The following is a 9223-nucleotide window of genomic DNA, read 5'->3' on the forward strand; positions in this document are numbered from 1 at the left end:
GCAAGGATTTGGCCGCTGCCAACTCGTGATTGTCCAGCAGCTTGATAGCTGAAGGCGAGCGAGGCGTTATCTCTCGCCTCTGCCTCTTCAGCCTGCCTCGTGGGTGAAATTTCACCCGGCGCGCCGTAAGTTATTGCAGCAAGTGCGAATCAGTTGCAACAAAGAGCGGTGTTTCGATGGGTTTTCGGACCAATTCTGGGGAAGCGTGACACGATGGTTAATTCGGCTGCTGGCATGATGCAGACCTCGGAGAAAGGCTGAGGTGGCTGCGGTCATTTCCGGCACCGCACATATCGATCACCCGGCGCCCGCTGCCTGGACGACCGGCGGCCTGTTCACCGTCGGCTTTCTGGGGGTGACTGCGGGCATCCAGATGAGTGATCGAGGGCTGCAGGCGATCGTGCTGTCGGCGATCCAGCACAGTTTCGCTGTGAGTGACGCGACGATCGGCGCTCTGCAGGGACTGGCGGGAGTACTTGTGGGAAGTGCCGTCGCGGTGCCGGTCGCGCGGCTGGCTGACCGTTTTTCGCGCAAGCTGGTGCTGCTGGGCCTGATCGTCGCCTGGACGACACTGATGGTGGTGAGTGCGGTGGCACCTGATTTTCCCCTGTTTTTCGTGGGGCGCGCCGCTGCGGGGGTTACCGAGTTCGCGATGATCCCGATTGTCTATTCGCTGATACCGGATCTTGCGCCGGAGCGGTACCGCGTTGCCGCCAACCTGACTTTTGCGGCCCTGATGGCGGCAGGCGCCAGTGCGGGGTTCTACTTCGGGAGTGCCATCGTCTCGATCGGTGAGGCTTTGATTCCCGGCGACATGGAAGCGTGGCGCAAGGCCATGCTGCTGCTGTCGTCCGCAGGGTTGCCCCTGTTGCTGCTGGGCTTGCTGGCAACCGACCCGCCGCGCCATATCGCGGTGGCCAATGTGCAGGCGCAGGGCTCGCTGCCAGCGTTCCTGCGTGAGCGTTGGCAGGCGGTCGGGCTGTTCGTGGGCGTGGCCGGCAGCCTGATGATCGCAGTGCAGGCGCTCAATCCACTGATCGCGCTGGCGCTGGAGCGCAGGTTCAACGCAGGCATGGGGCCGATCGGTCACGCTCTGGGGGTAGTGACCTTGGCGACCAGCATCGGATGTTTGCCCGTGGCGGGGGTGCTTGATCGTTTGTTGCGCAAACGAATGGGCCTTGCTGCCAGGCCGCTGATCATGGGCTTAAGTGCGCTTGCTGCCGTGCCTTGCGCGGCTTTGCTGTTGGCAGCGTCGGACATCGATCAGGCGCTGTTCGCGGTAGTCCTTTTCCTGTTCCTCACCTGCACCGCCAATGCGCTCGTCCCCACGATGCTGCAGGACCTGACACCGGCTTCGCTGCGCGCCCGCAGTTTCGCGATCTGGAGCTTCGTCGTTTCGGTGTTCTGCGCGGTCGGTCCTCTGGTGGCGGGCATGCTTTCCGACCTGCTGCTGAACGGGCGGCTGCTGTCGGCCATTGCGATCACTGCCGTGCCTGCGTTGATCGTGTCATGCGGTTGCGCGGTGCGTTCGGTGATCGTTCAGGGCCGAGTGATTGCGCGCTGGACTGCCTGCTCGGACCGGTAAGTAACCGCCGGGGGCACGGTCATCGTCATCGCGTCAAAGGCTAGCATCGTCGCGGCACCCGGCGGCAGTTAGCTTCAGACGGCATGTCGGCGCTGAAATGATGGCAAGGCTTTTCGGATTTGTTGAATGATCCGTGCGAGATTTTTCGGCTGATTGAGATTTTTGGATCAAGGTAACGACGAATGGACAGGGAAACTCCCTTACAGCATCCACCGTGACCAAGGACCGAACGCCATGACCATTCATTCCTCGCTTAGCCCGGAGTACGACGTTGAAGGCGTCGAGCAGGTCATTCTGCCTCCGGTGCGTGATCTGGGAGACGGTTTCCAAGTGCGCCGGGCCTTGCCGAGTGCGCAGCGCCGCATGGTCGGTCCTTTCATCTTCTTCGACCAGATGGGCGAGGCGGTGTTTCGTAGCGGCGAAGGGCTTGATGTCCGTCCTCACCCACATATTGGCCTTTCGACGGTCACCTACCTCATCGAAGGCGAAATCCTTCATCGCGACTCGCTCGGCTCGCTGCAGACCATCCGGCCGGGCGAAGTGAATTGGATGACGGCAGGCAGCGGCATCGTGCATTCCGAACGGACCTCTGCAGACAATCGCGCCAAGGGCGGCAAGCTGTTCGGTCTGCAAACCTGGGTTGCTCTGCCGAAGGAAGCGGAAGAAACCGCTCCGGCCTTCTCGCATCACAAGGCTCACGAGATTCCCGTCACCGAAGATACAGGCACACGCCTGACCCTGATCGCGGGCAGTTCGGACGGCATGACTTCGCCGCTCAAGACTTGGTCCGACATGGTCTATGCCGACATCCACATGCAGGACGGTGCGCGCTATCGCGTCAAGGCCGAGCATATCGAACGCGCGATCTACGTGGTTTCCGGCACCGTCGAGGTCGAAGGCCAGACCGGGACTTTCGTGGCGGGTCAGCTTGTGGTGTTCAAGCCGGATGCCGAAGTAGTCCTGCGTGCCCGGGCAGGTGCTCGCCTGATGCTCCTGGGTGGTGAACCCCTGCCTGAAAAGCGGCACGTCTTCTGGAATTTCGTTTCGTCATCGGCCGATCGGATCGAGCAGGCCAAGGAGGACTGGCGCGAACAGCGGTTCGCTTCCGTCCCGCACGAGCACGAATTCATTCCCCTTCCGGCATAAGGACAGCGATCATGGCACATGGAACCGCACATATCGGCGATACGCCCTGGCGCACCGAGATCGTCGTCGGTGGCCACCGGATCACAGCAGACGAACCAGCAGCATTGGGAGGGCAGGGCGCCGGGCCAGCCCCTTATGATCTTCTGCTTGCCAGCCTCGGCGCCTGCACCGCGATCACGCTTAAGATGTATGCGGCGCGAAAGGGCTGGCCGTTGCAGGCGCTGGATGTCGAATTGCATCTGGCCGGCGGGAAGGACACCATGCGGATCGACCGCAAGCTTGTGATCGCGGGCCTGGATGACGATCAGAAGGCCCGGCTTGCCGACATTGCAGAACGCACGCCGGTGACCCTGACGCTTAAGGCGGGCGTACCGATCGACACCACGCTCGCCTGAGGCCTCGCACTTCCGGCTTGTCTGCGAAGCCGCTCAGAAGTTCTTTCGCAGTTCGACGAATGCGGTGCGTGGCCGTCCGACGAACGCGCCGCGGATCTCGTCCAGGGTCGATACGGCATAGGTCCGATCGAAATGTTCTCGACCCGCAGTATGACCTCGGCAAAGTCCAGCCTCTTCGTGATCGTCCCGTCAAAGATGGCATAGCCGTCGATCCGGTTCCCGCGCCGATCCGACTGCTTCGAAACGGACCTGGCACCTGCATCAACGAGAGGTCAGGCACCAGCCGCGCGTGTTTCCATCCAGTCAATAATCAGGTCTGCGATCTGCAGGTTGTTTCGATCCTGCATCATGAGATGTGTATTGCCGTGAATGCCCAGTTCCGGAGGATGGAGCATCTCTGCTTGGCCGCCTGCCTTCTTCAATCTGGCGATCAGTCGCTTACATTCCTGGAACCGTTCGGGCCAGTCCGACCCCTTGTTTCCGGTCGGCGTGTCGAGGTGATCGCCATATACGACCAATAGCGGGATCGTTGCGAGTGTAGCGATCTGGTCGGCTGTATAGATTTCGGCGTTGCATCGGCCGGGTTCGACCAGGACCATTGCCCTGACCGCCTTGGGATCGAGAAGAGCTGCTTCGAGCGGATAATCTCCAGCCTGCGAATGGCCGAGAAGGATCGCGCCGTTCAGCTTCTTCGCGAGCGCAGCAAGCGCCTTGTAGTTTGGATTTGGGGAGGGAAGCGATGCGATCAGGTCCGGCACGCCCTGGCGGGACAGGGCACTGACCGCTTCGATAGGATACTGGGTATCCGGATAGGGCTTGGTTGCGTCGGGGCCGATACGAAAGTTGATCCACGATGCGATGCGGTCACCCATGCGAGTGATCTTTGGCTGCTTGTCGGGGCTCGCCTGGCCTGCGCCGACACGATTGAAGATGGACTGGTCGAAGCCGGAGCGTCCCCGACCCACTTGATCGACCACATAGGTTGGATGGGAGCGACGCACGAAATACTCGAACCAACCCATCCGGCCGTCGGGTGTGGTATCAAACCCGGCTCCGCTTTGGCCCGCACCGTGGATCAGGACGATTGGCGCCTTGGTCGCACCGACCGGCTCCATGTATTCGACATACATCTGGCCGATCGTCACACGATCCGCTGCCCGCTGACTTCCGAGCTCGACGAAGGTTTGCTCTATACCTTCACCACCGACGAAAAAGCTTCCTCGAGCCTTCAACTGAAGGGGCTGTTCATTGATATTCGGCGTTTCGATTTCATTTGCCATCACAGGTCCCGCTACCATCGCCAAACTCAAGGCCACGACCGGCAGCCGGTGACTGCCCCGCCACCGGTTGCGCATGATTAAGCCCTACCCGTAGGATGTTCGGAGCCGCCCCATACCGGCAGACCGGGGGCTGGCACGCCATCATGAAGGTCGCGGTTGCGTTGACCTTGGCCGAAAGCGCCATAGGGGTAGCCGCCGGGCGTTGGGCGGCTGACGGCCTCAAGGGCTGCCGAAGCGGCATCGTCCAATGTCAGCTCGGCCGCAGCGATCGAATCCTTCAACTGAGCCATGTTGCGCGCGCCGAAAATCGGAGCCGTCACGCCGGGCCGGTCCGCGATCCAGCTCAAGGCCACCTGCGATGGCGTCGCGCCGATCTCGTTCGCAATACGCATGACCTCGGCAATCGTTGCCCAATTGCGGTCGATGTTGGCGTATTCCTCGCACACCCATTGATAAAGCTTGTTGTCCGAGCCCGCACGGGTGCCGACCGCGGGTTTCAAACCGCGTTTATATTTGCCGCTCAGGAAGCCGCCTGCGAGCGGTGACCAGGGGAGCATGCCCAGACCATTGTGGACGGCCGCAGGCACAATCTCATATTCGCATTCCCGTGAAAGAAGGCTGTACTGTGGTTGCAGGCTGACGGGCAGGGGGGCGCCCATAGCCTTTGCGATCGACACGAAGAGCTGCAACTCCCAGCCGGTGAAGTTGGAAATGCCGATGTAATGAATCTTGCCTGCCTGGACCGCGTCGGCGAGAAATCCGAGCGTCTCCTCCATCGGCGTCTTCATGTCGGAGGCATGCAATTGATAGAGGTCGACGTTTTCGACGTTCATGCGCTTGAGTGATGCGTCCAGCGCACGATGAAGGGTCCTTCGCTGTTGATTGCCACTGAGAAGTGACCCGGGGGGCGTATAAATTACCATTGAGAATTGACCCATGTTTCCCTCGCCTCCGGCTGCCAGTCGGAGGGTCTTGGAGTGATCAACATGGACTTACTCAGTGTGATCCGCCGTTGGCATTTCCGGCAGAAGATCCCCATTCGGGAGATCAAGCGCCGGACCGGCCTATCCCGCAACACCATCCGTAAATATCTGCGTTCCGATGTGGTTGAGCCCAGCTTCAAGGTTCCGTTGCGGCCCAGCAAACTCGATCCCTTCGCGGACAAGCTAACCGCTTGGCTGCGGGTGGAATCCAAGAAATCCCGCAAACAGAAGCGGACCGCCAAGCAGTTGCACGCCGATCTGGTAAAGCTGGGATATGATGGCTCTTACAACCGGGTTGCGGCTTTTGCCCGACGATGGCGAACCGAACTGCAGTATGAGCATCAGACCAGCGGGCGTGGGACATTCGTACCTCTGGTCTTTCCGCCTGGCGAGGCGTTCCAGTTCGACTGGAGCGAGGATTACGCCGTGCTGGGCGGCAAGCCCACGAAGCTGCAGGTCGCTCATACCAAGCTGGCACATAGCCGCGCCTTTATCGTGCGAGCCTATCTGCTTCAGACCCATGAGATGCTGTTCGACGCGCTGACGCAGGCATTCCGGGTGCTGGGCGGCGTGCCCCAGCGCGGGATCTTCGACAATATGAGGACCGCTGTCGACAAGATCGGGACCGGGAAGGCACGGCAGGTCAACGCGAGGTTTGCCGCCATGGCCAGCCATTATCTGTTCGAGACCGATTTCTGCAATCCGGCTTCAGGCTGGGAGAAGGGACAGGTCGAGAAGAACGTTCAGGACGCTCGGCGCCGGTTGTGGCAACCGATGCCCAGCTTCCGCGATCTGGCTGAGTTGAACGCCTGGCTGGAAGAACAGTGCATCGCCCAATGGGGCGAGATCCAGCATGGTGTCATGCCCGGCACCGTGGCTGATGTGCATGCCGAGGAAGTTTCCTGCCTGATGCCGCTGGGCCGGCCCTTCGATGGCTTTGTCGAGCAGATCAAGCGCGTGTTGTGTCGCCAACCTGCCTCATCGCCTTCGACCGCAACCGCTATTCGGTGCCTGCTTCCTTCGCGAACCGGCCGGTCAGCCTGCGGGTCTACCCGGATCGCCTTGTCATTGTGGCCGAAGGCCAGATCGTGTGCGAACATCCCCGGCTCATCGACCGATCCCATCACAAGCCGGGACGCACAATCTATGACTGGCGGCATTATCTGGCGGTGATCCAGCGCAAGCCCGGTGCCTTGCGCAATGGCGCCCCCTTTCTCGAGATGCCCGAAGCCTTCCGACAATTGCAAAGTCATCTGCTCAAGCGCCCAGGCGGCGACAGGGAGATGGTCGAGATCCTGTCTCTCGTTCTGCATCACGACGAGCAGGCTGTGTTGAGCGCGGTCGAGTTGGCTCTGGAAGCCGGTGTCGCCACCAAGACCCACGTTCTCAACGTGTTGCATCGCCTTATCGACGGCAAGGCGCCTCCAGCTTCGCCGATCGATGCACCTCAGGCCCTGCGCCTGACCCAAGAGCCCGAGGCCAATGTCGTGCGCTATGACATGCTCAGGGAGATTCGCCATGCGTCATGACCCCGCCAGCGCCGCGGTCATCGTCATGCTGCGCAGCCTCAAGATGTTCGGCATGGCTCAAGCCGCCGACGAACTGATCGAGCAGGGGGCGCCTGCCTTCGATGCTGCCTTGCCGATACTGGCTGGGCTCCTGAAGGCAGAGATGGCCGAACGTGAGGTCAGGTCCATCGCCTATCAGATCAAGGCGGCCCGCTTCCCGGCGTACAAGGATCTGGCTGGCTTCGACTTTGCCGCCAGCGAGATCAACGAAGCCCTCGTGCGCCAGCTTCACCAGGGTGACTTCATGGAAAACGCCGACAACGTCGTGCTGATTGGCGGCCCCGGAACCGGCAAGAGCCATATCGCCACCGCCTTGGGCGTGCAGGCTGTCGAGCATCACCGCAAGAAGGTCCGCTTCTTCTCCACGGTCGATCTGGTCAATGCGCTTGAGCAGGAAAAGACCTCGAACAGATCCGGCCAGCTGGCAGAGCGCCTGCTACGCCTCGACCTGCTCATCCTCGATGAACTGGGCTACCTGCCCTTCAGTTCATCGGGCGGCGCCATGCTCTTCCATCTGCTCAGCAAGCTGTACGAGCGCACCAGCGTCGTCATCACCACCAACCTGAGCTTCAGCGAATGGTCCGGCGTGTTCGGCGATGCCAAGATGACAACCGCACTGCTCGATCGGCTTACTCACCACTGCCACATCCTGGAAACCGGGAACGATAGCTTCCGCTTCCGCGCCAGCACCGCTGCACCCAAATCCAGAAAGGAGAAGTCAGCATCTTGAACCTGCCGGGAAACGGCAGCACATAAACCACGCCCACCCGGGTCAGTTCTCAATGGAAACCCCGGGTCACTTCTCAGTGGCAATCAACACCCGCCGCCGTCCGAGCGCTTGCAAGGCGTAGCTTTCTTCTTCTTGACGTTCTCCCCTGATTGTTACCAGTCAGAGGTAGAGTCCGGCTCCTTCATGATGGTTGGTTGAGGTGATGGCAACCTTTCCGGGGGCATGCCCCCGGAAAGGTTGGCCGGCTTTCTCGGCGGGGGTTCTCCCGCCCAGTTTCGAGTGTGGCCTGACGTAGTTGTAATCGTGCCGCCAGGCATCGAGCACGAAGCGAGCATGCGGCAGCGACGTGAACAGGGTCTCGTTGAGGCATTCGTCGCGCAGACGCCCGTTGAAGCTCTCGACGAAGCCGTTTTGCATCGGCTTGCCGGGTGCGATATAATGCCACTCGACCCGCCGTTCCTGCGACCAGCGCAGGATGGCTGACGAGGTCAGCTCGGTGCCGTTGTCGCTGACCACCGTATGCGGCTTGCCGCGCATCCCGATCAGCCGTGTCAGCTCCCGCGCGACCCGCACACCCGACAGCGACGTGTCGGCCACCAGCGCCAGGCATTCCCGCGTGTAGTCGTCGACCACGCACAGGATGCGGAACCGCCGGCTGCACGTCAGGGTGTCGGAGACGAAGTCGAGCGACCAACGCTGGTTCGGCCCGTCCGGCAGCACCATCGGCGCCCGCGTGCCCAGGGCGCGGTTGCGGCCACCACGGCGACGGATCCGCAGGTTCTCCTCGCGATAGACCCGCAGCAGCTTCTTGTGGTTGGGCGTCATGCCCTCGCGAGCCAGAAGATACCGAGACGCCGATAGCCGAAGCGGCGACGCTCGGCCGCCAGCTCGCGCAGACGCTGTCGCAGCGGACCATCGTCCGGACGCGACGATCGATACCGGATCACCCGCCGGCTCACGCCAACCAGGTTGCACGCCCGACGCTCGCTCAGCCCGTGATGCTCACGGGCATGGGCGACGGCATCCCGCTTAGCGCCGGGCGTCACCATTTTTTTGATGCCAGATCCTTCAGCACCACGTTGTCGAGCATGGCTTCGGCCAGCAACTTCTTCAGCCGGCTGTTCTCTTCCTCGAGCGTGCGCAGGCGCCGAGCCTCCGACACCTCCAGACCGCCATACTTCGACTTCCACTTGTAGAACGTCGCTGAGCTGATCCCGTGGCGGCGGCACACATCCGCTGTCGCCATCCCGGCCTCCTGCTCCTTCAAGATCGCGATGATCTGCTCTTCGCTGAACCTGCTGCGCTTCATTCCGTCCGACTCCTTCTCGTCGGACTCTACTCAAAATCGGTCACATTTCAGGGGAGCACGTCATTCTTCACGGCTCGGATGCCGATGTCGACAAGCATGTTGATGTGTTTCCATCAGATACGCAGGTTCGACTCCCGGTGCGTTGAAATCTACCATTGCGGGGTGATTTCGTACTAGGGCGTAGACTCATTACCCGTTGCACCAGAGACGTGCGCAAATGAGCTTGA

General features: G+C 61.3%; 6 protein-coding genes and 2 pseudogenes. 5 read left to right on the forward strand and 3 right to left on the reverse strand.

The features are described from left to right. Positions 1–262 precede the first annotated feature (262 nt). The 3 genes from PKE80_RS24920 to PKE80_RS24930 all read left to right on the forward strand — a co-directional run bounded on the left by PKE80_RS24920 (position 263) and on the right by PKE80_RS24930 (position 3126). Positions 263–1585: an MFS transporter gene (locus PKE80_RS24920; RefSeq protein WP_271184775.1), complete on the forward strand. Its 1323-nt coding sequence runs from the start codon at positions 263–265 to the stop codon at positions 1583–1585. Positions 1586–1819: 234 nt separating this feature from the next. Then, on the forward strand, positions 1820–2731 hold the full coding sequence (locus tag PKE80_RS24925; RefSeq protein WP_271184776.1) for a pirin family protein: 912 nt from the start codon (positions 1820–1822) through the stop codon (positions 2729–2731). An 11-nt stretch (positions 2732–2742) separates the two neighbouring features. Continuing rightward, positions 2743–3126, forward strand: a complete 384-nt coding sequence (locus PKE80_RS24930; protein WP_271184777.1) for an OsmC family protein — start codon at positions 2743–2745, stop codon at positions 3124–3126. 272 nt (positions 3127–3398) lie between these two features. Here PKE80_RS24930 and PKE80_RS24935 read toward each other — a convergent pair whose 3' ends face one another. Next, positions 3399–4406, reverse strand: coding sequence for an alpha/beta hydrolase family protein (locus PKE80_RS24935; protein WP_271184778.1), 1008 nt, complete (start codon positions 4404–4406; stop codon positions 3399–3401). Between the two features lie 77 nt (positions 4407–4483). Continuing rightward, positions 4484–5344: an aldo/keto reductase gene (locus tag PKE80_RS24940; protein WP_309299006.1), complete on the reverse strand. Its 861-nt coding sequence runs from the start codon at positions 5342–5344 to the stop codon at positions 4484–4486. Positions 5345–5392: 48 nt separating this feature from the next. Here PKE80_RS24940 and istA point away from each other — a divergent pair. Continuing rightward, positions 5393–6918: pseudogene (gene istA / locus PKE80_RS24945) on the forward strand (IS21 family transposase). After that, complete coding sequence (gene istB / locus PKE80_RS24950) at positions 6908–7687, forward strand: IS21-like element helper ATPase IstB (RefSeq protein ID WP_271184779.1); 780 nt, start codon at positions 6908–6910, stop codon at positions 7685–7687. Before istA ends, istB begins: the two are co-directional and overlap by 11 nt. A gap of 159 nt (positions 7688–7846) precedes the next feature. Here istB and PKE80_RS24955 read toward each other — a convergent pair. Beyond that, a pseudogene (locus PKE80_RS24955) lies at positions 7847–8996 on the reverse strand (IS3 family transposase). Between the last annotated feature and the right edge of the window lie 227 nt (positions 8997–9223).

Origin of the sequence: Novosphingobium resinovorum, from assembly GCF_027922145.1 — a bacterium.
GTDB lineage: Bacteria > Pseudomonadota > Alphaproteobacteria > Sphingomonadales > Sphingomonadaceae > Novosphingobium > Novosphingobium resinovorum.

Coding starts and splice junctions, on each gene's coding strand:
- PKE80_RS24940 (WP_309299006.1), bottom strand. CDS start 5,344: ATGGGTCAATTCTCAATGGTAATTTATACGCCCCCCGGGTCACTTCTC.
- istB (WP_271184779.1), top strand. CDS start 6,908: ATGCGTCATGACCCCGCCAGCGCCGCGGTCATCGTCATGCTGCGCAGC.
- PKE80_RS24930 (WP_271184777.1), top strand. CDS start 2,743: ATGGCACATGGAACCGCACATATCGGCGATACGCCCTGGCGCACCGAG.
- PKE80_RS24925 (WP_271184776.1), top strand. CDS start 1,820: ATGACCATTCATTCCTCGCTTAGCCCGGAGTACGACGTTGAAGGCGTC.
- PKE80_RS24935 (WP_271184778.1), bottom strand. CDS start 4,406: ATGGCAAATGAAATCGAAACGCCGAATATCAATGAACAGCCCCTTCAG.